Raw genomic sequence first — 25,671 nt, forward strand, 5'->3', positions numbered from 1 at the left:
CCTCTCCCCCGTTAGTTTATATCTGAAATAGGGGGCTGGGGTATCGAACCAGGGGTATTAGGGACTGGGGACATTATCCACTGAAATTCTCAGGAATTATCGCCCCATAACTTCAATCTTCACAGGTGCTAAACCGTTGTTAATCATTCCTAAGCTACGAGCAGCACCAGTGGATACATCGATGACTCTTCCGCGAATGAATGGGCCTCGGTCATTAATTCGCACCACAACCGAACGACCATTACGGGTGTTAGTCACACGAACTCGCGTGCCGAAAGGTAAGCTACGATGGGCTGCAGTCATACCTTCGGGATTAAATCTTTCACCGGTGGCGGTAGGTCTACCAGCAAAACCGCGACCGTAAAAGGAAGCTATACCACGGAAAGTGAGTCGTTTGTTGCTCGCAAGCTGCTGTGCGGGCTGCTGCGAACCAACTTTTACTGGTTCGGGGAGATTAGCAATTTCTGTGATGGGAGATGCATTACCAATGAGTCTCCGCAAGCGATTAGTTACTTGCAATGCATCTTCTGCGAGATTTTCGGTGGTTCCTGCTAGGATGGTTTTTGCATTGATTTGCACCAATTCCCGATCTTTAATTTTAATCGTATAGCTCTCGCCGGTGTGTTGTGTGACAGAGGCACTTTTGTTGCCATCTGTAGATTCGCCCTGACCCATCCAACTAACGGTAATCTGTTGAGCATCCTCACCATTACGCACTAGCTGGTTAATACTGGCTGCTATGAGTCCAGCTCTATAAACCGGGTCATCATTAAGGGATTTCTTTTCCTTTGTCGCATTCCTCAAGTTCCCTACACTCGTCCCCGTGCGACCAGAGGACTGTTGTCCCGCAGTAGTTCCAATTCCACTCACCGTCAAACTTTGCGGCTGTGGCTGAGAACTCAAAAAGGTAATAACTGGAATATTTTTGATAAACAGGGTTGCCGCTTTACGACCTCCAATGTAGTGAGAATGAATGTTTGTTATCACAGCATCGGAAGTCAGTTTCCCAGATGAGGTTTGAAACTCTCCTACTTTAACTACATTTTTAACTGATGTTTCTGGAGAAACTCGATTAGTTTGCTTTGTAGTAGTAGTTTGAGTGCGTCCGACTAAGGGCGTACCCACAACAGTCAGAAACAGGGCGACAATAGTCCACAAATATCGTTGATTCATGCGTCCGATTTTTAAAGCGAGTGTAGAACAGCAGTTTTTTAGTTCCTGGGATTTTTTGCCAGTTTCAGTGACATCTCCCATGAAGTTTCCTGGGTTCTGGGTTTCACTTTTTTGATTTATAACTGCAACACACTATCACGAACTTTGAAGGTTGGGGATCAGGGTTTTACCGTAGATCTAAATCACTTTATTCGATTTCAATTCTAATTTCCGCGGCGAAACCGTTTTCAAATCAGGATTTTGAGGATGTAACGTTTTTTGTAACTGACTCAAGCTTTCATATGAAAATCTAATATTTCGGCGGTTTTTGATTAGTAATAACACTCCTTAGACAAAAATGTATTTTAAGAAACATATAAATTTATTAAATATATTTTTGTCAAAACTCCCTCAAAATACTTGAGTATATTTCCTTGAGGAATTTTTGGGCAGCCCACTCAAAATCATCTGTAAGTCTACATACAAATATTTTTAATTTTAAATAGGCTAGCAGTCATGTTCTAGTGGTTAGTCATCTGATGAGACCTTTTCTCAGTAAATACATTTACACAACTATATATTTAAGTATTATATTTTATGTATATATGCCATTTAATTACTGAAAAACCCCCATCATTTGGTAACTAAAAAGTATTTTTTTACAAATTAAAATCAATGATGAGAAAATTAAAAAAGCTTCACTGGCTTGAGCTAACAAAAAATAAAGTAGCGAAAATTACATATATTTTCGGTTGCTAGATTAACTTAAATATGATTTCCGAGAGAAAAATATTAGGCTCATGGCAAACAAAGCAAATCCAGAAAATGTAGAAATCGGTTCAGCGCCATTTTTAGCTGTTCTCAACGACTTATATTCCCAATACAAGTTACTCAAGGAGGGTACACTAGCAAACTATATTCCAGAACTGGCAAAGGTAAATCCAGAATTATTCAGCATTTGCATTGTCACAGTAGATGGTCAAAGGTACGAAGTCGGGGATAATCAACACCAATTTACTATCCAGTCCATTTCCAAAGTGTTTGCTTATGGACTGGCTTTAGAAGATCATGGACGGGATTATGTCTTAACTAAAGTGGGGGTTGAACCAACAGGAGACGCATTCAACGCCATTATTCTCGATGAACAATCGAAGCGACCTTATAACCCCATGGTAAATGCAGGTGCGATCGCCACTACCAGTTTAATTAAAGGGTCTGGTGCGACGGAACGCTTAAACCGGGTTCTGGATATGTTTCAGAAATACACCGGACAGAATGCACTGGTTGATATCTCAGTATTTACCTCTGAACGTAGTACGGGACATCGCAACCGCGCCATAGCACATTTAATGCTCAATTTTGGCATGATTGACCAAAACATTGAAGAAGTTTTGGATCTTTACTTTCAGCAGTGTGCTGTGATGGTAAATTGCCAGGATTTAGCGGTGATGGCGGCCACCCTTGCTAACAGAGGTATGAACCCGATTACAGGAGAACAAGCAATAGATAGTCGTTACATTAAAGATATTCTCAGCGTCATGTACACCTGTGGTATGTATAACTTTGCTGGGGAATGGGCTTACAAAGTTGGTATTCCGGCTAAAAGTGGGGTTTGTGGTGGAATTATGGCGGTTGTACCCCATAAAATGGGCATTGGGGTATTTTCGCCATTGTTAGATGTCCGTGGTAATAGTGTCCGGGGAGTGAAAGTGTGTGAGGAACTTTCCCAGCGATTAGGGTTACATTTATTTGAATGTTCAGGTGAGGGACTGAAATTTTAACTCACTGTAATTACCGCTCCCAGACTCTCATTCGCCAACCTATCAACAGCACACACTGCATAGGTTCCAGCTTGTTGCACCGTGGCGGTAGCTGGCGTGGCGTAGCCATAAGTTCCAGCAGATAAGACCCGCTGAAGTACCCAATTTTCACCAGTCTGTCGATAAAGTGTCCAAGAACGCACGGGTTGCTCATCGCCGGGTTCCCAACTTAGGCGACGATTATTAACTTGTAGTTCTCGGGGTGGTGGTGGTGGGTCTGTATTCTGCCATGACATAGTAGGTACTATGGCGGGGGTGGGATAAAGGGAATTGCGGAAACTGTCAGCAATTCCCTGACGGTTTTGATTAATGTGACTCATGCTAAAAAAGATATTACCCAGTGACAAGTTAGCAGCTAGGTTGCGAGTGATGGTAACTTGTTTGCTAATCTCTCCACTCTTCCAAGCTTTGCCATCAAGTTGACTAATATTGTTGCCTACATATATATGTCGCTGCTGAGGATTAATTTCTGTCCACCATTTTAGTAGTGTGGGATAACTTTGTGCGGTCTGGTCAATGCGCCAATAAAGTTGAGGGGCGATATAATCCACCCAACCTTGTTCTAACCATTTTTTAGCATCAGCATACAGTACACTATAAGCATCTAGGCCATTTATTCCTGGTGGTTGTCCAGGTCGGTAAATACCAAAGGGACTAATACCGAATTTGACGTGGGGCTTTATGGCTTTGATTCCTTGAAATAGCCGTAATACCATTTGATTCACGTTTTCCCGTCGCCAGTCACTTAAGCTGAGTTGACCACCAGTTGATCTATAAGCTGCATAGGTTTTACTATCGGGGAAGGTTTGACCCTCGATGGGATAGGGATAAAAATAATCATCCAAGTGAATGGCATCTATATCATAGCGACGCACAACATCCATCATCACGTTGTACGCCCTATCCTGGACGATTTTGATTCCTGGGTCCATCCATAGTTGATTACCCCATTTGTAAACTACTTCGGGATTGCTCAAAGCTATATGGGGTCTGGCGTTGGGTCTAGCTGTGATGCTAGTTTTGGCCCGGTAGGGGTTGAACCAAGCATGAAGTTCAATATTACGTTGGTGACATTGAGCGATCGCAAATTCCAAAGGGTCATAAAATGGTTCTGGTGGTTTCCCTTGAGTTCCCGTCAACCAAGCGCTCCAGGGTTCTAGTTGGGAAGCATATAAAGCATCACCTTCTGGTCGCACCTGCAAAATCAGGGCGTTGAAGTTGAGTGCTTGTAATCGGTCGAGAATTGCAATCAATTCAGCTTGCTGTTGTGCTGTTGAGAGTCCGGCTTTAGAAGGCCAGTCACTATTCCATACTGTTGTTACCCACGCCCCCCGAAACTCTCGCTGATGATTTACCTTGACAGTTTTAGGAGTATTGACAAGTTTTGGGGGAACTATGATATAATTAGATGATATTTTATCGGCTCTACCTAAGTAAACCAACGCTTGATATACAATTACTGCCACTTCTGCACGGGTGGCTGGTACGGTGGGGTTGAGTAATTTGGTGTTGGGGTAACTAGCTACTAATTCTGTTTGAGTAGCGATCGCCACTTGATTTCTAGCATAACCAGGGATTTTTTCCGCATCTTGATATATTTCTGGTAATTTACTCAGCAAGTCTGGTGGAGCATCAATAGCTATTGCCAAACCATTGACTAAAGCAACTAAAGCATCGCCGCGGATAATTCTGTCATTGGGGCGGAAATTCCCGTCGGGATAACCAATAATAAATCCGCTTTCGTAAGCTTTTTTAATACCAGTCACAGCCCAATGATTAGGGGGGACATCAGCAAAGGGGACATAACGACGCTTTGCTGATACTGTAAATACTGCGGCAATTATAGCAGCAAACTCCGCACGAGTCACTGGGCTATCTGGTCGGAAACTGCCATCAGGATAGCCATTTAAAATTCGACGCACCGCTAATTCTTGGATGAATAAGCCGGCCCAATGATTTTGAACATCCGGGAAACGAGTAGAATTAGATATCATGACCGATATTAACTAACTTGGCTTCATTCTTACACTATTTGTTAATTTAACAACAGCAGACCCATAGCCACTGTGATACTGTATAAATTTTAATAATTTAAGTGACTTCTGTGTATTTTTGAGGATAAAAGTATGATGAACGCGGGATTCTGAATTCACTAGCTTAGATATGAATTTAAACAATTAGCCTACCATTGAAAAAGTGCGAAAACCTATAGTTTACACGTTATTTTTACTTGGTTTATTGAGCGTTATAGCATTTGCTTATATCTGTAATTATCTCTTTGAACAAAAGCCTATAGTTAGGTGTCAGCAATGGGTATTTCAGGAGGAAGGAGATCATAAATACTACGCACATCCTGATACATTAGTGGTTCAACCCTGGCGTGGACGACATCATGTCTATGCTATATTTTTAGTTCCCGCAGGATACGAACATGATGGATTGTTCACCTTAACAATACCTGGTTCTTCTACTCACTGTGGACGGTCTCAGAAGATTGGCAAGGTTGTATCTGGAGTTGATGACACTAATGATTACAATCGGGTGAGGGGATTTTTAAACACTCGAATTGCAGTACAATTTATTCTTCAAGGTAAGTTCAGTCAGTTAAGGGAACCGAAAAATTGGAGGTTGGGTTATTTTCAAAGTAAAGAGGCGTAAAGGTCAGCAGAGGCTATATGTCCATGACTTGGCGATAATGGGTTTCTATTTCTGCTACGGTTGGAGATTTGCGCTTTGTTTCCCACTGACTAAGTTTAAATAATTCTTGCTGTAAATCATCTACTTTAATGGTGTTAACTTGACCATTGCTAACAATTTGCTTTCCGTTTACCCAAGCACTATGGACAACATTGATAGGACGACCTAATACTAATAAGCCAATGGGATCTGTTCGGGGTAGTAATGATAGACTGGTGAGATCATACATGACTAAATCGGCTTGTTTCCCTAGGGTGAGGGAACCAAGTTTGTCAGCTACTTTCAGCCCTTTTGCGCCTCCTAGGGAGGCCATTTCTACAGATTTTCTGGGTGTGATCCAGTTGTGATAGTCTAGGTCTGTAGTGTTGTGTAAGATGGAACCGATTTTGATGGCTTCTAGTAAGTCTTGGGAATCATTACTGGAAGCACCATCACAACCAAAGGAAACATTTACCCCGGCTTGGAGATATTTTAAAATAGGGGCGATACCACTGCCTAAACGGAGGTTACTCAAGGGGTTATGCACAACTGTACATTGAGTTTGGGCGAGGATGGTGATATCGTTATTGTTTAACCAAACACAATGAGCCAAGGATGTGCGATCGCTTAAATATCCGATGCGTTGTAGATGTTGGACTGCGGTACAACCGTATTTTTCTTGGGCGAGTTTTTCCTGTGCTTTAGTTTCTAGTAAATGAGAGTGACGACAAAGATGATGGCGATCGCTTAACTCAATACATCCTATAAATAAACTATCGCTGCACAATTGTATCCCCGTTGGTGCCACCACAATACTTATACCTGCTTCAGGACGGTGAAATTGTCTGACTGCTTCCTCTATAATTTCCAAGGTAGCCGCAGTTGAGCGAAAATACGGTGCATGGTTTTGATTTGACTCTCCCCCCGGTATACCCGCAGTGAGGGACTGATCTTGAATCAGGGGTGCGATAAAAGCACGTATTCCCACTTCTTCATAAGCACGAACCGCAGCAGCGATAGTTTCTAACTCCTGTCCAGGAGTTAACACCAAATGGTCTACCACACTAGTACCACCGGAAAGTAAAGTTTCCACAGCGGTTCCCAAAGCACTCAGATAAACTTTTTCTAAATCCAGAGGCGCAAAGTCATATAATTCCCCTAACCATAATTCTAAAGGCAACATGGACATAATTCCCCGTTGCCACATTTCCGATGAGTGGGTATGGGCGTTAAAGAAACCAGGGAGTAACAGCTTATTGCTACCATCAATGGTATTACCAACCACATCTAAATCCGGTGCTATGGCGGCTATCTTACCATCTATTACTTGTACATCTAGGGTGAGATAAGCATCCTCAATAGCAATTAAAACATTCTGAATGGTAAAATTCACGATTTTAACCTTGTTGGTGGTTGACGGTTGACGGTTGACGGTTGACGGTTGACGGGTCGGAAGCTAAGAGAATGTTTGTCAAGTCATGATTAGTGTATTAACTATTGTTTGACCCCACCCTAACCCTCTATGTTTTGATAGGTTATTTAAAAGGAAAATGATAAATTTGTCTAGTCACTGGTTGAGATTTCAAAATAGTTAAGTATCAACCATTAAGTATAAACTATCTTCTTAGTCCTATGCTGCCCTCAGTATTCAAAACTTGCATTCCCAGAGAAGAAATCTTAGCAGGGGAACCTTCTCCAGAATTACAGCAATTTCCAGGTAATTGAACCACAAAATGCGGTAAGGTGTGAAAGAAGTGATTATTAGATTCGATGCCAGTATCGTACTCAGGTGATTTGCGTCGTCGTGTGATTATAGCTTGGGAAGCAAAGGAAGGCTCTCAACGTCAGTTGGCTGAAAGATTTAAGGTCAGCTTGTCTTTTGTGCGAAATCTGTTGCGTCATTATCGTCAAAATGGAAAAATTGAGGCGAAACCACGTGGAGGATACCAACAACCAACAATTCAAAACGAGCAATTGAGGATCATTCAATCTTTGGTGGAGGAGAAAAATGATTTGTTGCTCAGAGAATTATGCGATCGCTATCAAGAAAAAACAGGAATTAGGGTGAGTATCCCGACAATGCATCGCGCCCTAAAAAAATTAGGCTTAAGGTCTAAAAAAAAGTCTTTATGCCAGTGAGCAAGATACTCCAAGAGTGCAAGAGTTAAGACATGACTATCGACGTTGCTTAGATCACATTGATGTGTTGAAATTTAGTGTTCGTGGATGAAGCCGGAATAAATTTATCAATGTCACGCTTGTTTGCCAGAGCCGTAAATGGTGAACGCGCTGTTGGTAGTATTCCTGGAAACAAGGGTGGAAATGTGTCTTTGATTGGTGCTTTGAACCTCGATGGGCTGATTGTATCGATGACTGTACCAGGAAGTACAAATACTGATGTGTTTCTCACTTATGTTACCCAGGTCTTACTTCCTCAGTTGTGGAAAGGGGCAATTGTAGTCATGGATAATCTTAAGGTTCATCATGCCGAGCGTGTCAGAGTTGCTATCGAGTCCGTCGGTGCCAAAGTCAAGTTTTTGCCCCCTTATTCTCCTGATTTATCACCTATCGAACTTTGTTGGTCAAAACTGAAGCAATTTCTTCGGTCTTGTGAGGCTCGTACCCCGGAATCACTCGATAAAGCCATGGCTGAAGCTGTAAATTATGTTACCGAAGATCATGCCTTCGCTTGGTTCAACCACTGTGGTCTATTTAACTGAAAATCGCTGTAAATCTATCTAAAGATAGATGCAAAAGTTTTTAAAGTAAACATTATTGCCAGAATACAAAGATGTCAGTAAAATGTAAAATTTAAAATTATGACCAAAAAATCTCAGATAATTTCCGAAAATCATTCATATTCTTGGCAAAAAACTTACTTGTGTTATCACGGCTATTACTGGTATTATTAATACAACAGTATGATTTACTGATTTTTAAAGATCTTACTTTTGCCGTACTATCTGTTATTTCCTTTAGCTGTGCTAGTCTAGTAGAGCGTTGTGATGATGCGTGGGGTAAACTTGATTCTTTAAACCCTTTTTTCTTCAGCAGAATTAAAAACTCATAGTGGTTAACCTAGTTCGCTGTTCTAAATATTAACAGTTGGGCAATGTGGACAAATAATTTGGCAGGGATAAATTTATGCTTATGCACGCTACTAAATGTGTAATTCCTATTATCAAGTCTCCGAAAGATTATCAAACATATCGGATTAGTCCAGATGATTCTAATCGGTTGGCGATTATTTTTGATTCGATGAATGCTAATACTTCCCTCACTTGCTGCGTAGAAATTTTTGACGCGGGGGGTCAAACACCACCGAATCGTCATCAATGGGCGGTAGAAATGTTTTTTGTGCTCAAGGGGGAAGCCCTAGCAATATGTGATGGTAAGACTGTGGAAATTAAAGCCGGGGATAGTTTGTTAGTACCGCCTACTGGAACTCATTTGATTAAGAACACAGGTAAGACTCGGTTGTATACTTTAACTGTGATGGTTCCCAATGAAGATTTTTCCGAATTAATTCGTAGTGGTATTCCCGTTGAGTTAGATGGGGAGGATATGGCGGTGTTAGGGAGAGTAGATGGGTTGATGGGTTATTAAAAAACTGTAGAGATGCTTTTGGGTGAATAAATTTTGCTACCCTTAAGAGTGAGAGAAGCTCAAAGAAGAACAGTTCTATTAGTCAAATCAATAGCAGCGAGTCAAGCAGCCTGTGGTGACAATTGGTTTACTATGGAATAAAGAGGAATAGAGATGGAAACTAAATCAACCGAACCATCTGTAGCACCGACAGAAATTCCCCCGGGGTATCTGAACATCATGGGTTATGTGGATGAGTCAGAGGTTAACGGTCCTGGTCGTCGTGCTGTTGTGTGGGTACAAGGTTGTCCCCGTGAATGCTCTGGTTGTTTTAATCCTGAGTCTTGGTCATTTGAGATTAATCAATTAATTGCTGTTGACACTCTTGCTGAAAACATCCTCAGCAAACCTCAGAATACAGGTGTGACATTTTCTGGTGGAGAACCATTTTGGCAAGCCACCGCATTAAGTGCATTGGCCCGTAAGCTCAAGGCTGGGGGATTAAATATCATGTCTTTTACTGGGTTCACCCTCAAACAATTACAGTCGGAATCTGCTCCCCCAGATTCTCAGGCCTTATTAGCAGAACTAGATATCTTGATTGATGGGCCTTTTGTGGAGTCTCTAGCTATCAATTCTCCCACGTCTCTGGTTTCTTCTAGTAATCAAGGGGTTCATGTTTTTAACCCAGAGTTAGCAAACCAGATGACTTGGGACTAGCGACCAGATAGAAATACATATTCTCAAGGATGGTAGCCGGATTGTGACTGGTTATCAAGGCGGTTTGAGCAAATAATTATCATCAAGACGGAGACGTTCATGGGAACGTCTCCACAAGGAGTAGTTAATTTTGTATTAACCGGTAACTTGAGATTCTACAACACCGATGGGACAAGTAACATTTGTCCCCCCTAGACCACAATAACCATTGGGGTTTTTGGCGAGATACTGTTGATGATAGGCTTCTGCGTAGTAAAATTCAGGGGCATCTAAGATTTCTGTGGTAATCGTACCATAACCTGCTTTGTTGAGAGCTTGTTGATAAGCTTCCCTGGATGTTTCTGCTAGTTGCTTCTGCTGTGGGGAATAAACGTAAATTCCCGAACGGTATTGAGTACCAGTGTCGTTACCTTGGCGCATTCCTTGGGTGGGGTTATGGCTTTCCCAAAAGACTTTGAGTAATTGAGTGTAACTAATCACCTTGGGGTCAAAGACAACCAATACGACCTCGTTGTGACCAGTCATTCCTGTGCACACTTCATGATAAGTGGGGTTAGGGGTGCTACCCGCAGCATAACCCACGGCGGTTGTGTAGACTCCTGGAAGTTGCCAAAATTTGCGTTCTGCACCCCAAAAACAGCCTAAGCCAAAGATTGCTGTTTCCAATCCGGCGGGAAAAGGAGGTTTGAGGGGATTGTGATTCACATAATGTTCATTAGGTACTGGCATTAATGAGCTTCTTCCTGGTAAAGCTTCTTCTGGAGAGGGGATAGTTAGTTTTTTTCCAAATCCAAATAGTCCCATAGCTTTTAAGTTTGATTTGTCTTAAATTTATTTACGTTACTTAATATTGTGACATACTCCTACACTGACGTAGGGTGACCCGGAAAAAACTCATGGATGATTCGCATTTTGATCACTGCCATAACTTTTACCCAATAGAATGTACTAAATATAACATACGTCCTAATTGTTCTTGCCCATTTATAGCCAAGTCGCTGTGACATAAATAGAGTTGATCGCTGACTCGAGAGAGTAAATCTGCCAAAATATGCGGTAATCTTCTTTCTTCTAGCAGATTTTCATCTTCTGCTGTCCAAGGTTCCCCTAACCTCTGTTGTAAGAATAATTGTGACCCAAATAGCATAGACGCACCACCTTTTACCCATAACGGGGAACCAACATCTAACCAGAAATGCCAAGGGTGAAATGTTCTGCTAGAACGATATTGGAAAATAGTTGTGAGGGTAACAGCTTTGCTACCTGGTCCAATAGGACGCAAGGGGTAGGGATTGGCGGTAATAGTCCCACGTCGGAGTAGTTGTATAAATTCAGCAATGGTTGTGCTGGAATTCCCCTGCTGTAATCGGCTATGAATTTCCCAATAGTGTTGAGCAGTTTCTAGGAATTCGCGCAATGCTGCCATTTGGTCGTAGGGAAGATGAGAATTTGTCAATAAAAAGTCTTGAATCGCTAGGAATAAAACAGAAATGGGATTGGAAATTAAACGCAGCTGTGATAGCGTAGCGCTGCTGCAAGCAGCTCGCTGTTTTTCTAACCACTGTAAAATCTGATGATAAGCTGTAGTAGCGGCATAGCCGATGCGATCCCAGCGATCAAATGCGGTAACTGGTAGCAAGTGGGGATGGTCGGGATGAGGTACAAAACAGTAATCTGCAATCAATCCGGCGCGTACTGGGTCGATGCGGGGGGAAAATGAGGAAGAATGATCAACAACTGCTGTTTTTCTACTCAAGATAACTAACATTTCGGCTACCGCATCTCGATGTACTAGGCGACCTAGACCCGGATAGATTAGTGTTAGCATGGTCAGTAATGCACGAATCACAGATGAAGTAATCAGGGGTCGTTGGTGGTTGAGTGATTGGACTGGTATATTTTGCTTGGTGAGGATTTCTACTAAAGTATAACGAGCGATCGCATCTAGACCAGGGGCGATAATTGCTACTTCCTCTGGTTTAACTTGTCCAGTTTTGATAGCTTGAATAATTTCCTTTGCTATATTTCTTAATAATTCAGCCCGAGAGGTGGTTTTAATTAGCCGTGCTGGTGGTGGTAAGCTAGATAACATCATCGATGGGGTGATTAAGTCTAGCATGGGGGTCAAAAGTTTATCTGATAAACTTGGTAAAGGTGATGTAGTTAATGTCTGAATCTGACAACGCTGTGCTAAACCCTGCAAATAATCGGGGTCAGCCCCCAATCCCAGACGTGATGCACCATCTGGGTTATAGCTAAATGCACCCACTGCACCTTGATCCAACAAAAAATCAAACAGTTGTCGCGCTACTCCTGGGTAATCATCAACATCATCTGCCACTATAGCTTGATAGCGTTGATTTAAGTGCTGTTGGTAGTTGGGATGGCTGAATAATTTTTGACTATAAACTTCAGTAATTATCCCATAACTAAGCAATCCCCTTTCTAAACACCAGTTGCGCCAACCTAGCAATAAAGATGCCACAAAATCCGGATCTAAATCCATGGCATTTTCTTGTAAGCCTGTTTGCAAAATCTCACTAATATCTTCACAGCGGGTACCACTGTAAGCGGCTAATTGTAGTAAATCGAGGATACGGCGTACTAAACGGTACTCGTTCACTCCTGCACGACGGCGCACAGTAGCTGCATCCAACTGGGAACCCCACAATTTTGTAGCCAATTCTTGTTCAGTCTCGGGGCGTAATACTATGGGGAATTGTGCTTTGAGATTTAAAGACTCAATTAATAAAGGCCAAAATAAAATAACTTCATCTTGAAAAAAACCCATCATCGTTTTGACTCGAAGTGGATATTTTCCCTGAGTAGCTGTAGCGATTTGATCAGCCAAAGTACGACGATTATCACTATTTGCAGCTAAAACCAAAACCCCCGGATGTGTTTTTTGCAGATGTAAGAGTGGTTGTATGGACTGGGTCGGTTGCTTTCCTAGTTTATCGGTGTCAGATAATGGGGAATTATAATTTTCAGTTTGCAGCCAATTAGACAAATTCTCTACCAAGCGCGTCGTCTTACCACTGCGACTAGGACCTTCAACCCAAATAGAATGAGAAATCACAAATACTCCCCTTGTAGATTTGCTATTATACTTCGTATTTCAACTTAATGATCATAATCAATCATCAATGATGAATAATTACTGACGATGAAAATACCGATTTTGAGCCAGAAAGTTTACCCGTTTTTATTGTCTGCCTACAGATGGTACTTACTCACGCCTGAGCGTTCACTGGATGCAGCTTATAAGGCTGCATTAGAGATTAAATTAGTAGAAAATGAGCATTTCGCTGGGAACAAAATAGAGATAAATTCAGACATCTACAGTAACAGTGTGATGGATTATTTTGAGTCAGTTTTAAAGCAACAATTAAAAATTGCTCGGATGCGACTGACAGAGTTTCGAGCCAGTCGTTGGTTTTCTAATGAATCTCATCACAGGGCTGCGAGGAAAACCGGTATAGAATATCCTACTCCGTCTGCCATTTTAGAGAAATTAAATTTCATTGATCAAGTTATCTGTAAATATCAGAACTTGGATTCTGAGGTCAATTACCCGGAGTTAGTAAATCCGCCTCAAATAGTCAAAGTTACTCCGCCTAACTCTCAACCATCTGCACCAAAACTACCAAGTCAAAATCAAGAACAGAATCAAAAAAAGCGCGGTAAATCTGACACAGTTGGAATATTACCCCGTTCGCTTTTAGGTACAATCAGTCGTCTGCAAGTTGAATTAGATCCCAATGCTGAAGAAGATGTTATTAAAAACTTTCGTCATAATCAAAGAAGAACCATAATAGCCATTAGATTGATTTTATTATTAATAATAGTTCCTCTCTTAACCCATCAAATATCTAAGGTATTAGTAGTAAGTCCGCTGGTTAATCATTTCAGAAGTGAGGAAACAGCACCAATATTTCTCAACTTGGAAATGGAGGAAGAAGCATTAGTAGAAATGCAAAGATTTGAAGAAAAAATCAAGTTTAAAAATTTGATTAGTGGCGCACCGCGACTATCTGGGGAAGAGATGGAAATGGAGATGGAGGAAAAAGCCCATGAAATTGCCGAACAATTTCGTCGGGAAAGTGCTAACGCCATTAAAAATGTTTTTTCAGATATTTTTTCTGTTGGTGCTTTTATTTATTTGCTGCTGATTAGCAAGCCTTCGATTATGGTGTTAAAAGATTTCTTTGATAATATTGTTTATGGTTTAAGTGATAGTGCTAAGGCATTTATTATTATTTTATTTACTGATGTCTTTGTCGGTTTCCACTCTCCCCATGGCTGGGAAATAATTTTAGAGAGTGTATCACGTCATTGGGGCTTACCAGCTAACCGAGATTTTATTTTCTTATTTATTGCTACATTCCCGGTGATTTTGGATACCATCTTTAAGTACTGGATTTTCCGTTATTTAAACCGCATATCACCTTCTGCTGTGGCTACATATCGGAATATGAATGAGTAAAAAATCATCAATGTTGCGGTAATAAATTCGGGAAATCTAGATGCAAGAGCTAGGCTTTATACCGAGTCATTACCGCACCGGGGTGTTTCTCAGCTTTAACTCAAGTGGTGTACTCGGCGTTAATTTTTACATAGTCGTAACTCAAATCACACCCCCAAGCTTTACCAGAACCATGTCCATTACCAACCTTAACTGCAATAATGACCGGATTATCTATTCTTTGTCCTGGGAGATGGTCGTGATACACAGAAGAGTCAGCCGCAGTTTGTTTTAAATATGCACTGGCTGCTGCACGGTTAAATGATACTGGTTGACCATTTTCTAATAATAGGAAATCCCCTAATTTAATTTGTAAGTTGTCTTGCTCAAAGGGTACGCCAGCACGTCCGGCGGCGGCGGCGATACGTCCCCAGTTGGGATCACGTCCAAAGATGGCAGATTTAACCAGAGATGAACCTACAATGGTTTTAGCAATTTGACGGGCGGAAGCTTGATCATGAGCACCTGTGACTTGAACTTCAATTAAGCAGGTTGCACCTTCACCATCACGGGCGATCGCTTTTGCTAAATGCTGACAGACTGCTGTCAACATGGCCTGTAATTTTTCAGCTTCTGGACCGATTTCGGTAATTGCTGGTGTGCGAGATTGACCATTAGCCAAAGCAATTAAACTATCGTTGGTGCTGGTATCACCATCTACGGTAATGGAATTAAAACTTTGATCGGCAGCCCTACTTAACATTTGTTGCCACAAATGAGATGAAACGGCTGCATCACAAGTCACAAATGCTAACATAGTAGCCATGTTGGGATGAATCATCCCGGAACCTTTGGCAATACCACCAATTCGCACTGGGCGATCGCCGATAGTTGTTTCTAAAGCAATAGATTTTGTTACCAAGTCTGTAGTGACAATTGCCTTGGCTGCTGCATCCGAACCTGTTTGGGAGAGTGCTGCTACTAGCTGAGGAATACCACCACGTAGGGCATCCATTTTCATGCGTTGACCAATCACACCGGTGGAAGCTAGCAAAATCGATTCCGGGGAGATATTTAATTCCCGCGCTAATATTTCGGCACTTTCTACAGCATCATGCATACCTTGCATACCTGTGGAAGCATTGGCTTGACCAGCATTGCAGAGGATTGCACGGGCGCTATGTTTGGCTTGTAGGCGTTGGCGACAATAGTCTACACAGGCGGCTTTAACTTGGCTAGTGGTGAATACACCAGCTGCGATCGCCTCTACATCGGACCAGATTAAAGCTAAATCTGGCAATCCCGAAGGCTTTAGTCCCGCCGTGATCCCCGCCGCCTGATAACCTCTTGGAGCTGTAACACCGCCACTAATTTCCTGCCAATCTGCCATTTTTTTCTCCCGCCACTCTTAGCTGATTAACTGGCGATGATTATACCAATTCTTCACAACCACCAGATATTTGCCGGGTATGAAATAAGGAGAGCCGCATGGGCAGCTCTCCAGATCATCAGGGTGCATCCACATAGCACAGTATAGCATTTTAGATATGAGGTGTCATACACTTTATTTATCTTTTGTATCAATATTCTTGAACGGCGAAGGTATGTAGGTCTGAATATATGGCTAAAACTGCTTATTACCAGGTGATTGCAATTATTTTGTTAATATTTTCTTAAACGACATATAATTTTCTTAATTCCAGATTAGGAATAAACACCATCAAGTGGTAACGGTATTATTGGTTACTATTCATAAAGGAGAATATACAAATACAATTTTTTAACTAATGTTAATATACAATCATTTAACTCAGTATTTGATTTTGAATTATGACATTGGTAGTAAAACCCACAGTGAAAAGTATCAAGGAATATGCTTACCAGGCAATTCAACAACACCTGAAAAAAACTGTGAAATGGGAGACAGCAGTAAAAAAAGATGAGGGACCAGAAGGATTGCATCAAATGCGAGTCGGGATGCGTCGCCTACGTACTGCAATCAGTAGGTTTGATTTGGTACTCAATTTACCGCAGTCAGCTAGTGACAAAAAAATCAGTAAAATTGCCAGTAATTTAGGTAATCTCAGGGATATAGATGTACTTAAAGAAACTGTAGAAACCCTTTACCAACCATATTTACCTGCCAAAGAACAAAAAGTACTGGCAACAGCTTTAAATGTTTTAGGTAAACAACGCCAAAAGGCATTATCGCGGACGCGGAAAACATTACAAGGGGAAGCTTACAATTCTCTCAAACAAGGATTGTTACTTTGGTTAGATCAACCTATTTATAAACCTTTAGCATCTCTAAGCATTGAACAAGTGTTACCGGATTTACTTTTACCTGAAGTGAGTAGTTTTTTACTACATCCGGGGTGGCTAGTGGGGACTGATATTATAGATGCAGATGTAAAAGTTTGTACAAACTGGCCAGCAGAAAACATAGAACAGGAATTGACAACTAAAGGCGCGAGCATTCACAATTTACGTAAACAAGCCAAACGCCTGCGTTACCAAATGGAGTTATTTAGTGATTTATATGGTGAATCTTACGCAGGTTATGTTGCGGAAGTCAAAAGTATCCAAGACATATTAGGAAAGATGCAAGATAGTGTGGTGATGGGTGAGTGGCTGGAGGATGTATTCCAGTCACTTGATGCCCAACTACCGACCCTCACCAGTTTATTAAAAGAAAATCGTTATCAAATGTGGCAGCAATGGCAACCTTTGCAAGAGCGCTATTTGCAAACTCAACATCGCCACAGTTTTCATTTAACAGTACTCAACCTTATGGCTACACAAGATTGAGAATTTGCTTGCCCCATGACATGTACAATTGTATTTGCCCCCAGTGGAGGAAGCCCCCACTGATTGCTTGCTGGTAAGTCTAGTGAAGCTAACCAATTAATTTTTGCCAGGTCATTTGTCCAACAATACCATCGGTAAGTAAACCATTTTGTCTTTGATATGCCCTAATGGCTGTTCTTGTCTGGGGTCCATAGATACCATCCACACCAGCACCGACACGGTGTTGTAGATATCTGACAACTTCACCGCCAGCGTGGTTAGGTCTGACTATTCGTTTAGCTAAAATCAGATTAATCGCATTCCAGGTACTTGTGTCTGCAACTCCAGTGGGTGATAGTCCGACAATATTCTGAAAATTGACTGTTGCCGAGCTTGTGGCCTGTCCCATGATGTTATCTTCTACCAAAGGCCTACCATTACTATCGGTAATTTGTAATTGGTTTAAGGTTCTCTGCAGTCTGATAACTGTAGTGTCTATATTCAACTCTTCATCTGGCACCGGATTAACAGGGGTGCTAGGCAGTTCACCCGTCAAGCCTTTGACGATGGCATTAGCAGTTGCCTCCGATTCAAAGATATTCATATCTCTTGGTGAATCAATAAAGCAGCATTCTATAAGAATGGCAGACATCCTAGTATTTTTCAGGACATATAAGTGAGACCCACTTTTAACCCCACGATTAAAAAATCCTAATTTGACAATTTCATTTAACACCGGTTGAGCAATTTTCCTTCCAGCATCACTAGTTGCAAATACTTCTGTACCATTAGCCCGACCATTAAAAGCGTTAAAATGTATTGAGACAAAAACTCCAACTTTGTTAGTATTGGCGGTATTAATTCTTTGGAACAGTGAATTCGAGACGGAAGTAGACCTATCTGGTTTACAGACTATGACTTCATGTCCCAAAGCCCTTAACTTTGAGATAACTCTATTCCCCACATCTGTATTTAAAACATCCTCAGATTTGATCCCAACAGCACCTGTGTCTGGAGGCGAATTATGACCAATATCAATGCCAAATTTCATGTGTTGAACCTCTAGTTTTGCTTCTAAGTTCTAATTTATTCTGGTTATACTAGGCCAATTATCAGGTTGTGAACTACCTACACTGACCTGACGCTACACTGTAGGCTTCTGGTTTGATTGACAGATACCCACAGCAAAGTCTTTCAATCCCAAATCAACACCCAGGATTTTATCTCCAAGGGGTTCACTAAAGTCACCCTCTACCTCACAGAAGATGGAAGCAAAATATTTATCTGTAGGGGTCTTGCTCAGGGTAACGGTTTTGAATTTACCCTCAATTGGTCTATGAAAGACTGCCTTAATCAAACCAATTTTGGGAACTTCTAAACAATCCCCTGCAATCTTAACATTTTGGCGATATTGAATTGATTGCTTATGCTGCTTTCATTGAAATCTGGGAAACTTAGCACACCCGTCAAAAAAGTTAGCCTTAGAGGATGTTTGTCAAGTCATGATTAGTGTATCAACTATTGTTTGACCCCACCCTCACCTTTCCCTTTATAAGGGAAAGGTGACTGGATTTTATTGTTTTTTGTGTGTTCCCTGTTCCCCATTCCCTGTTCGGTGTGTTCGGTGTGTTCGGTGTGTTCGGTGTTCCCTAAGATAAAAATTACCTGTTGAAAACTTATCAAACATCCTCTTAGCCTTGTTTAAACTGTCTCGGATTAACCTCTCAAGCAATACAACTTGTTTCCCCGCCACCCTAGAATCTGTCAAGATTTAGCTGCGGGTGATTAAAATTCAGCTAAATTTCCTGGTTTGCTACCATACTAGGCATAAATTTGAGTTAGCATAACCTTGGGTGTTTGGAGAAAGGCGATGAGGAAAAAAAAATTGAGTCAAGCTGGGAACTCCCAAGGTAGTTCAACTCTGGGAAGATTTGAGAGTAAAAGGATGCATTTGACAACGCCAGTTTTGGCTATAGCTGGATTTTTGGCGGTGATGATCCCCAATCCCAGTGTGGCTGTCTCTAACGCTAATGATTATCGTGTCTGTACAGCTCGACTGTTGGATTTGGGACTAACTGAACAAGCTGTATCACAAGGATGTGCAAAAGCACTGCGTCCGAGAGACTTATCGGCTTGCGTGGTGAGAATTAATCAGCAAACTCAAATTAGTGCCGTAGATGCTCTCTCTTCCTGTGAGCAATCCCGGCGACCCCAAGATTTATCTACTTGTGTTGTTGATGTCAGTATTAATACTGAAAAAACCGTAGACACAAGAGTTTTAAATTACTGTATGCGTAGTTTGTTACCTGAGCGTTTCGCTCAGTGTGTGGTGGGTTTACGTAGTGTGATGGATATTGCACCTACCCAAGCAATGGATACTTGTATTGATGCCAGTGACAGTGTGAGTGGCTTTTCACCTCCATCTGCACCGCCTAGAGTTCCCACAAAATTTAGTCCTTCTTTTGAGGTCACTCCCATTGTAGATTATTGAGTAATCGAATAAATTAGCTGTATGAAGTACCCCGCCCCATGGTGGATGGGGTTCCCATCCCCATGAAGAAAGTCAGATAATGGCATCATACAAATGCCATGAGATCAGGGATCTGTCAGTAACAAACTATCTTAATTATATCAGACATTGGTGATAAATTCACTTACCTCTAGATTAGGCGCGGGTATGCTCCCTAGCACGGAGGACTAAAAGTTAAAAGCTCTTGCTTGTGAGTTTTTTAAGTGTTTTATCCCGGTTTGATCCCGCACTGCCAAGAGTTGATACTCTCCAGTCCCCAGAGGTGGAGATTCCTGGTTTCAGGGAAGCACTTAAAACTATTTGTTCTCCCCTAGATGCCATCGCCCCCTCTAGGTGCATAAAAGCGCAGTCACTTCAGCAGCGTTGCAGCGAAAGAGCAGCCCCTACCTTTAGAGTATAGTATTCATATTTACATCCCACTGTCATAGTAAAAGGTGTTAATGCTATAACACCTCGACTATCAGTCTTCTTTTCTCCCAAAAACCATCTGCAAAATCATAGGAATCCCACCGCTTTGGTGATATTTATCCCCCCAAGCACGAATGATTTCATCCAATTCTGCCATGGCCTGATCCCATTTTTCGGATGGTATATCAAGTTCTTCTAAGGCTCGCATGGTATTTGGCCGCTGTTCTGACCAATCTTTCATCATCCGGAAATACCGGGCTGTATCTTCCACCATGATGTATGTGCGCTCTTGATCGTCTACTGGCGCATAAAAAGGACGGGTAAGAGCGTAAAAGGGCATTCCCCAAGGAGAATCAATGCGCGTGACTGTACCCGAGTATAGTAGCCGACGCTTGATATGCTCTGCTAAGGCTTCGCTCAAGGGCATTTGATGCTCCGGTGGCAATACCTCTTGCGATCGCCTGTGTAGAAATTCAATCAGATCCAAAAACTCAAGAGATGTAGTCAATTGAGCATCAGGCAGATTACTCGGTAGTTTCTGCTCAATTTGTCTTTTTTCTTCACCGGTCAAACTCGTCCCAGGTACACGAGACATCCCTGGTTGTCAGGGAAACTTTTCCATCCAAACATAAGGCAATTGAATCAGATAGCGAGGTTCTTGAGAACCTAACATCTTTAATAATTTCCCTTCTGTTAGCGCTTGTCTGACTTCCTCCACAATGATTTTTACCCTTTTCGGCTCTAGATGATGCAAGTGACCGGTCATCCGCAGATTTTGTCCTTGCTCTAGATAGGTCATGTATATCGCACATTTAGCCGCCGTTGCTGCTGCATCTAAAAATGCTCCATGCCTATGCCCACTCGTCCGCATGGCACTAAAAGCCAGATAAAGCATGATCTGATCCATGGCACTAGGGCTAAGACGCTTAATCAGATCTATGTCGTTATTCATATTACAGACAGTTGAATAGCAAGTTTACAGATTTGTTAGTCACACAGTAATAACTATTATACATCCAATTGCCGCCAGTGTCTTCAGTTTCCAGCTAATTATCCTTATTATCCTTGAATTCCCAATTTTTCGGGAGTCGCACATGATAATCGAGTGGGTATATCTGACTACAATAACTCTCGCATGGATTCAATAAGCTTCCAGCATCCGTTGGTTGTTTACAGATTTCCATTCGTGGTTGGGACTTATTTAGCCATAAGGTGAACCTGATGCCATTAGGTTCACAGGCAGCTTTGCCAAGATGTTGTAACCCTGTTGGTTAAAACTTTCAGCATTTTTTGGGAGTATAGGCAGTTGCTCTAAGGTAAAGTTATCTACCTAAAATTTAGCAGATAATTCTCAGTTCAACATACATTTTATTTTCTTAGAATATGATATTCTTTTTTGGCTTGGTTTTGTATTAATTTTATATAAAGTAATTTATTTTCAATACCCACTTCAATAGCATTAAAATGCTTAATATGCAATTATTTGTCAAGCTTCCCTGATATTTACCCAAAGATGATCATTTATAGCCTCATTAGCTCTTCGGGCTGGACATGATCCCGAATAAATCTCTGATTCTCTGAAAGTACTATGCTAAAAAACATCAGTAAATATTACTACATATAATATATAATTAATTAACCTCAATATATTCACTGAAGAATTCATCTGAAAATGAAAAAAGGAAGACACAAGTAAGCTACGTTGGGGCATCGGGGATGTAGGCTAAAGGAGTCGTGACTGCTAGTGTGGTTTTCCCCTGGTAGTCTTGTGTCAGGTCTGGACTTTGTGTCATTTTGCCAACTAGAAAAAGTTCTAAGGGGAGGGGAGCATTTTCTCCAAACTGTAAGCTGCTACGCCAATTGTTACAAATAACACTCCCATAACTTGCACAACTGCCAAGCTTTCCTGAAGTATTAAAGCAGCAAAAACTAAAGTTAAAATTGGCACACCCGCTCCAATAATCGCTGATCGTAAAGCACCTAATTTGCGAATACCAACATTGTTGAGGACATAACCTACTAGAGTTAGAACGCCCAAAATAAAAGCAATCAAAATAAGTTCCAGCAAATTAGAAGGCTCAACACTAATATTCAAGTTTCTTGGTAAAGGTAGCATCAAACAGATAAAGGTCAACAGGAACATGGTGCTAAAATTAACTAACGTAAAAGACACTGGATGCAGTTTACTAGCACATATCCTTGTCAAAATCACGTAGCATGCAAAAGCTAAACCAGCTAAAATACCCGTGGTGCTTCCCAGATTAAAAATACTCGTACCCATGGTACTAGAACCGCCTAAAACCATTAATTCACCGCATAAAATAGCAACCATAGCAGCAAATCGGAATCCATGAGGGCGATCGCCGAACAGTAACCATGAGAGAAATCCGCTGATCATGGGGTAGACAAAGAACAAAGCGATCGCCATTCCAGTAGCTACCTGACCAATAGCAAGGTAGATCAGCACCTGAGATACAAACAGAAAACAACCACTGGCGATCGACATCTGTAAAATTCTTTGTTTCTTCAGACTACGATTCGGAGTAGAGTTACCACCTAATGATTCCACCAGAGTTTGTATATCTTGCCATACTTGTGGATGCATCATGGGAGCCAAGAGCAACATTAGTGGCACAACTACCAGCAGACGTAGCATTAAAATTAAAAATATATTTCCCAGTGTTGGCGAAATAACTCCCTGTATCTCCAAAACTCCCAAATTGTCCTGAGGTTTAAAAAACATCCACTTGATGACTATGTTGTATAGCGATGATACGACTGTTGACAACACAACCAGCAAGAAACCGACCTGGACTGGCGAAAACCTGCGGGAGCTAAGTGACCGTCGTGATGGGGGTTTTACTTCTGGACTAGTTGCTGGTTCAGAACTAAGGGTTTTAGTCTTGGGTTCAGATAAAGTACTAGTTAATAAACTCGATTCCCTCACCTCTGGTGGTGATGGGGTTTCAGGTTCCAAAGGTTCCGTACTAGTTAATAAACTCGATTCCCTCACCTCTGGTGGTGATGGGGTTTCAGGTTCCAAAGGTTCCGTACTAGTTAATAAACTCGATTCCCTCACCTCTGGTGGTGATGGGGTTTCAGGTTCCAAAGGTTCCGTACTAGTTAATAAACTCGATTCCCTCACCTCTGGTGGTGATGGGGTTTCAGGTTCCAAAGGTTCCGTACTAGTTAATAAACTCGATTCCCTCACCTCTGGTGGTGATGGGGTTTCAGGTTCCAAAGGTTCCGTACTAGTTAATAAACTCGATTCCCTCACCTCTGGTGGTGATGGGGTTTCAGGTTCCAAAGGTTCCGTACTAGTTAATAAACTCGATTCCCTCACCTCTGGTGGTGATGGGGTTTCAGGTTCCAAAGGTTCCGTACTAGTTAATAAACTCGATTCCCTCACCTCTGGTGGTGATGGGGTTTCAGGTTCAGACACATCTCTATCGGGTAGAGAATTTGGTTTAGTCTCTAGAGATGATATTGTGTTCGACGATAAACCTAGTGTAGAAAGATCAATATTGTTACTTTCTGATAAATCTCCAGTAGAACTTGGGTCGCTGTTGCTAGTCTCGATTACTCCTGACTGTAAATGTGTCTGAGAAGAACGGGGTAGCTGTGACTCCGATGGGTGTAAAATGGCAGGAGGTGATGCTTTGACTGCTGATATAGAGATTTCCTCCATGGTTTTGACCAGTTCAGCACGCAGATGATTAATCAACTCCTGTGCCATCACTTCCCCTTGCTGCTGTTGGCTCTGCACTTGAGACAACTGTTGAGAAAGATGATTTTGATAACTTTTCAGATCCTGTTGTAAGGAGTTAAGGCTAATAATCAGGGTATCATTCAAAGTAGCAAGCATCTGTTCAACATTCTGACTGTTGTTCCCTGCTGACTGAATAGCAGGTGTTTCCTGAGAATCACCTTCTACTGATTTGCGAGCTAAACTGGCCAGTGATAATTGCAGTTGCGAAGATATATGTTTTGCTAAGGCTTCTGATAACTGACGGATTAACACTTGCTGTTCGGTGATTTGCCGTACCTTTTGTAAGTGTTCTTTTTCCTCTAATAACTGCTGAATTTCGTCAGATAAACGACTTTTATCCGCCTGAAGCCGTTTTATTTCTTCCTGTAAGGATCTGAGCACATTTTGCTGGAGACTTTCTAAGTCCTCCACTACAGCCCATAAAGCTGTCTCTGCTGCTCTGGATAGATCACCTCTAACTCGCTGGTTGTCTGGTCGCTTCTCAAATCGCCCCATTAGCTTCTCACCTCTAACACCTGGAAGATAAAGCTCCTTTTTGTCAACTGGCTTGGTACTCATACTCAGTTTCTGGATTTTGTCAGACTGGCTGAAAACTTTCGTAGAAACTGTAGACCTAAAGGTAATTTTGTCATGCTGAGTGCCCGGTTGGCAAAGTATCTAAATTTATTTATTTACATAACAGCCATACTATACTCTGTTATCTTCACTATCACAGAACTGCTTTTCATGACAGACTTATCTAAATTAACGGTTCTCTACGGAGAATTGATGACAGAAAAACATCATACCGCATATAAATACTGTTTTTTTAGCAGTAACAGTAATTCCTAACAACTTATGAGTAAGTATATTAAGACCACCGTATGAAAAAAGTTATGGGCTTGTATGTTAATTTTGTCTGAATGTATCTTGTGTGATAAGTCACATTATTAATATCTATTAAACTCGTAATCACCAGAAATTCCCAGTATAATTATCCTCTATAAACTATTTTAATCAATTAACTGTTATTCTGCAAAAACACATTCTGCTTTTGGCGTTGTAGCAACATGAGTTTGAGGTAGAAGGTAGATAAGTATCATTTGATGAACATAAATAAAGAATAATATATAGGACTCCTATTTGATTTTTGAACAAGACTCAGTACAAACGGCAATTCTTCTTACCTGTTACCTGTTCCCTATTCCCTGTTCCCTGTTCCCTACCTAGACAAATCAATTCAGAAATCAAAACGGATTTCTATTTTGATTTTTGAACAAGACTCAGTACAAACGGCAATTCTTCTTACCTGTTACCTGTTCCCTATTCCCTGTTCCCTGTTCCCTACCTAGACAAATCAAAATAGAAATCAAAACGGATTTCTATTTTGATTTTTGAACAAGACTCAGTACAAACGGCAATTCTTCTTACCTGTTACCTGTTCCCTATTCCCTGTTCCCTGTTCCCTACCTAGACAAATCAATTCAGAAATCAAAACGGATTTCTATTTTGATTTTTGAACAAGACTCAGTACAAACGGCAATTCTTCTTACCTGTTACCTGTTCCCTATTCCCTGTTCCCTGTTCCCTACCTAGACAAATCAATTCAGAAATCAAAACGGATTTCTATTTTGATTTTTGAACAAGACTCAGTACAAACGGCAATTCTTCTTACCTGTTACCTGTTCCCTATTCCCTGTTCCCTGTTCCCTACCTAGACAAATCAATTCAGAAATCAAAACGGATTTCTATTTTGATTTTTGAACAAGACTCAGTACAA

At 41.3% G+C, this 25,671-nt stretch carries 16 protein-coding genes and 2 pseudogenes; 9 read left to right on the plus strand and 9 right to left on the minus strand.

Annotated features, from left to right (window positions below; genetic code table 11):
* Window positions 1–96: 96 nt before the first annotated feature.
* On the minus strand, window positions 97–1,173 hold the full coding sequence (locus AC6IZ0_RS03910) for a septal ring lytic transglycosylase RlpA family protein (protein ID WP_497725993.1): 1,077 nt from the start codon (window positions 1,171–1,173) through the stop codon (window positions 97–99).
* Window positions 1,174–1,952: 779 nt separating this feature from the next.
* Here AC6IZ0_RS03910 and glsA point away from each other — a divergent pair.
* Window positions 1,953–2,933 (plus strand): glutaminase A, encoded by a 981-nt coding sequence (glsA, locus tag AC6IZ0_RS03915; RefSeq protein WP_271734551.1) that lies wholly within the window; start codon window positions 1,953–1,955, stop codon window positions 2,931–2,933.
* Here the strand turns inward: glsA and AC6IZ0_RS03920 are convergent.
* The gene (locus tag AC6IZ0_RS03920) at window positions 2,930–4,966 is read right to left on the minus strand and encodes a glycoside hydrolase family 10-like protein (protein WP_497725167.1); all 2,037 of its coding nucleotides are present in this window, start codon (window positions 4,964–4,966) and stop codon (window positions 2,930–2,932) included. The two genes, glsA and AC6IZ0_RS03920, sit on opposite strands and share 4 nt — an antisense overlap.
* A 202-nt stretch (window positions 4,967–5,168) precedes the next feature.
* Between AC6IZ0_RS03920 and AC6IZ0_RS03925 the strand changes: the two genes are divergently transcribed.
* Window positions 5,169–5,630: a hypothetical protein gene (locus AC6IZ0_RS03925; protein WP_497725168.1), complete on the plus strand. Its 462-nt coding sequence runs from the start codon at window positions 5,169–5,171 to the stop codon at window positions 5,628–5,630.
* Window positions 5,631–5,643: 13 nt separating this feature from the next.
* Here the strand turns inward: AC6IZ0_RS03925 and AC6IZ0_RS03930 are convergent, their stop codons facing one another.
* Entirely contained in the window at window positions 5,644–7,041 is a 1,398-nt protein-coding gene (locus tag AC6IZ0_RS03930) for an amidohydrolase (protein WP_497725169.1), read from the minus strand.
* 377 nt (window positions 7,042–7,418) lie between these two features.
* Here AC6IZ0_RS03930 and AC6IZ0_RS03935 point away from each other — a divergent pair, with 377 nt between their 5' ends.
* The 4 genes and pseudogenes from AC6IZ0_RS03935 to AC6IZ0_RS03950 all read left to right on the plus strand — a co-directional run bounded on the left by AC6IZ0_RS03935 (window position 7,419) and on the right by AC6IZ0_RS03950 (window position 10,029).
* Window positions 7,419–7,787 (plus strand): helix-turn-helix domain-containing protein, encoded by a 369-nt coding sequence (locus tag AC6IZ0_RS03935; RefSeq protein ID WP_271734558.1) that lies wholly within the window; start codon window positions 7,419–7,421, stop codon window positions 7,785–7,787.
* Between the two features lie 110 nt (window positions 7,788–7,897).
* The gene (locus AC6IZ0_RS03940; RefSeq protein ID WP_497725170.1) at window positions 7,898–8,368 is read left to right on the plus strand and encodes a transposase; all 471 of its coding nucleotides are present in this window, start codon (window positions 7,898–7,900) and stop codon (window positions 8,366–8,368) included.
* A gap of 430 nt (window positions 8,369–8,798) precedes the next feature.
* The gene (locus AC6IZ0_RS03945) at window positions 8,799–9,254 is read left to right on the plus strand and encodes a cupin domain-containing protein (RefSeq protein WP_497725171.1); all 456 of its coding nucleotides are present in this window, start codon (window positions 8,799–8,801) and stop codon (window positions 9,252–9,254) included.
* 153 nt (window positions 9,255–9,407) lie between these two features.
* A pseudogene (locus AC6IZ0_RS03950) lies at window positions 9,408–10,029 on the plus strand (4Fe-4S single cluster domain-containing protein).
* 59 nt (window positions 10,030–10,088) lie between these two features.
* Here AC6IZ0_RS03950 and msrA read toward each other — a convergent pair.
* Window positions 10,089–10,757: a peptide-methionine (S)-S-oxide reductase MsrA gene (gene msrA, locus AC6IZ0_RS03955; protein ID WP_271734566.1), complete on the minus strand. Its 669-nt coding sequence runs from the start codon at window positions 10,755–10,757 to the stop codon at window positions 10,089–10,091.
* A 127-nt stretch (window positions 10,758–10,884) separates the two neighbouring features.
* Window positions 10,885–13,032 (minus strand): recombinase family protein, encoded by a 2,148-nt coding sequence (locus tag AC6IZ0_RS03960; RefSeq protein WP_497725172.1) that lies wholly within the window; start codon window positions 13,030–13,032, stop codon window positions 10,885–10,887.
* An 87-nt stretch (window positions 13,033–13,119) separates the two neighbouring features.
* Here AC6IZ0_RS03960 and AC6IZ0_RS03965 point away from each other — a divergent pair, with 87 nt between their 5' ends.
* A complete protein-coding gene (locus tag AC6IZ0_RS03965) occupies window positions 13,120–14,439 on the plus strand; it encodes a proton extrusion protein PcxA (RefSeq protein ID WP_497725173.1) in 1,320 nt (439 codons plus the stop codon).
* Window positions 14,440–14,539: 100 nt separating this feature from the next.
* On the opposite strand, the gene argJ is transcribed toward AC6IZ0_RS03965, so the two are convergent.
* The gene (gene argJ, locus AC6IZ0_RS03970) at window positions 14,540–15,808 is read right to left on the minus strand and encodes a bifunctional ornithine acetyltransferase/N-acetylglutamate synthase (RefSeq protein ID WP_497725174.1); all 1,269 of its coding nucleotides are present in this window, start codon (window positions 15,806–15,808) and stop codon (window positions 14,540–14,542) included.
* Window positions 15,809–16,248: 440 nt separating this feature from the next.
* On the opposite strand from argJ, the gene AC6IZ0_RS03975 reads away from it, so the two are divergent.
* Window positions 16,249–17,226 (plus strand): CHAD domain-containing protein, encoded by a 978-nt coding sequence (locus AC6IZ0_RS03975; RefSeq protein WP_497725175.1) that lies wholly within the window; start codon window positions 16,249–16,251, stop codon window positions 17,224–17,226.
* Window positions 17,227–17,314: 88 nt separating this feature from the next.
* Here the strand turns inward: AC6IZ0_RS03975 and AC6IZ0_RS03980 are convergent, their stop codons facing one another.
* The gene (locus AC6IZ0_RS03980) at window positions 17,315–18,256 is read right to left on the minus strand and encodes an N-acetylmuramoyl-L-alanine amidase (RefSeq protein ID WP_497725176.1); all 942 of its coding nucleotides are present in this window, start codon (window positions 18,254–18,256) and stop codon (window positions 17,315–17,317) included.
* An 819-nt stretch (window positions 18,257–19,075) separates the two neighbouring features.
* On the opposite strand from AC6IZ0_RS03980, the gene AC6IZ0_RS03985 reads away from it, so the two are divergent.
* A complete protein-coding gene (locus AC6IZ0_RS03985) occupies window positions 19,076–19,696 on the plus strand; it encodes a hypothetical protein (RefSeq protein WP_271734573.1) in 621 nt (206 codons plus the stop codon).
* A 499-nt stretch (window positions 19,697–20,195) separates the two neighbouring features.
* On the opposite strand, the pseudogene hetR reads toward AC6IZ0_RS03985, so the two are convergent.
* Together hetR and AC6IZ0_RS03995 are read right to left on the minus strand one after the other, a co-directional pair.
* Window positions 20,196–21,095 (minus strand): annotated as a pseudogene (gene hetR / locus AC6IZ0_RS03990) (heterocyst differentiation master regulator HetR).
* Window positions 21,096–21,956: 861 nt separating this feature from the next.
* Complete coding sequence (locus tag AC6IZ0_RS03995; RefSeq protein WP_497725177.1) at window positions 21,957–24,470, minus strand: EamA family transporter; 2,514 nt, start codon at window positions 24,468–24,470, stop codon at window positions 21,957–21,959.
* Between the last annotated feature and the right edge of the window lie 1,201 nt (window positions 24,471–25,671).

It is taken from the genome of Anabaenopsis sp. NIES-4685, from assembly GCF_059725405.1.

Excerpts from the sequence above, each read along its gene's own strand:
- AC6IZ0_RS03935 (WP_271734558.1), top strand. The coding sequence starts at position 7,419 with ATGCCAGTATCGTACTCAGGTGATTTGCGTCGTCGTGTGATTATAGCT.
- AC6IZ0_RS03940 (WP_497725170.1), top strand. The coding sequence starts at position 7,898 with ATGTCACGCTTGTTTGCCAGAGCCGTAAATGGTGAACGCGCTGTTGGT.
- AC6IZ0_RS03920 (WP_497725167.1), bottom strand. The coding sequence starts at position 4,966 with ATGATATCTAATTCTACTCGTTTCCCGGATGTTCAAAATCATTGGGCC.
- glsA (WP_271734551.1), top strand. The coding sequence starts at position 1,953 with ATGGCAAACAAAGCAAATCCAGAAAATGTAGAAATCGGTTCAGCGCCA.
- AC6IZ0_RS03965 (WP_497725173.1), top strand. The coding sequence starts at position 13,120 with ATGAAAATACCGATTTTGAGCCAGAAAGTTTACCCGTTTTTATTGTCT.
- AC6IZ0_RS03945 (WP_497725171.1), top strand. The coding sequence starts at position 8,799 with ATGCACGCTACTAAATGTGTAATTCCTATTATCAAGTCTCCGAAAGAT.
- AC6IZ0_RS03995 (WP_497725177.1), bottom strand. The coding sequence starts at position 24,470 with ATGAGTACCAAGCCAGTTGACAAAAAGGAGCTTTATCTTCCAGGTGTT.
- AC6IZ0_RS03910 (WP_497725993.1), bottom strand. The coding sequence starts at position 1,173 with ATGAATCAACGATATTTGTGGACTATTGTCGCCCTGTTTCTGACTGTT.
- AC6IZ0_RS03975 (WP_497725175.1), top strand. The coding sequence starts at position 16,249 with ATGACATTGGTAGTAAAACCCACAGTGAAAAGTATCAAGGAATATGCT.
- AC6IZ0_RS03980 (WP_497725176.1), bottom strand. The coding sequence starts at position 18,256 with ATGAAATTTGGCATTGATATTGGTCATAATTCGCCTCCAGACACAGGT.
- argJ (WP_497725174.1), bottom strand. The coding sequence starts at position 15,808 with ATGGCAGATTGGCAGGAAATTAGTGGCGGTGTTACAGCTCCAAGAGGT.
- msrA (WP_271734566.1), bottom strand. The coding sequence starts at position 10,757 with ATGGGACTATTTGGATTTGGAAAAAAACTAACTATCCCCTCTCCAGAA.
- AC6IZ0_RS03985 (WP_271734573.1), top strand. The coding sequence starts at position 19,076 with ATGAGGAAAAAAAAATTGAGTCAAGCTGGGAACTCCCAAGGTAGTTCA.